The sequence below is a fragment of the Photorhabdus cinerea genome (assembly GCF_011189575.1).
Taxonomy (GTDB): Bacteria; Pseudomonadota; Gammaproteobacteria; order Enterobacterales; family Enterobacteriaceae; genus Photorhabdus; species Photorhabdus cinerea.
Genome location: NZ_PUJW01000163.1, coordinates 1 through 262 on the forward strand (window position 1 = coordinate 1; position 262 = coordinate 262).

Sequence of the window (262 nt, forward strand, 5' to 3'; positions counted from 1 at the left end):
AAAAGTCAGCCCCTGTTCGGCGCGTCCGGCTTTTTTACCCGGCTGAACTTTCTGGGCCTCGGTAAATTTACGACGGGCATGCGCCATGCACCCGGCGTGTCTGACCGATTTCAGCGTATCGTAAGCCACGTACCCATCGGCCTGAAGTTGGTAAACGAGCGCTTTCAGTGGGTCAATATCATCGGGCAGGTCAATCATCACTCAGGCTCTCAGGGGAAAAGCCTGAGTGTGACTGCGCAACGGGATCGTGCAAGTCCAAAAA

Annotated in this window: 1 pseudogene; it reads right to left on the reverse strand. The window is 55.0% G+C overall.

The window, feature by feature from the left end:
- A pseudogene (locus C5469_RS23165) lies at positions 1-147 on the reverse strand (IS66 family transposase); the annotation flags it as partial.
- Positions 148-262 lie beyond the last annotated feature (115 nt).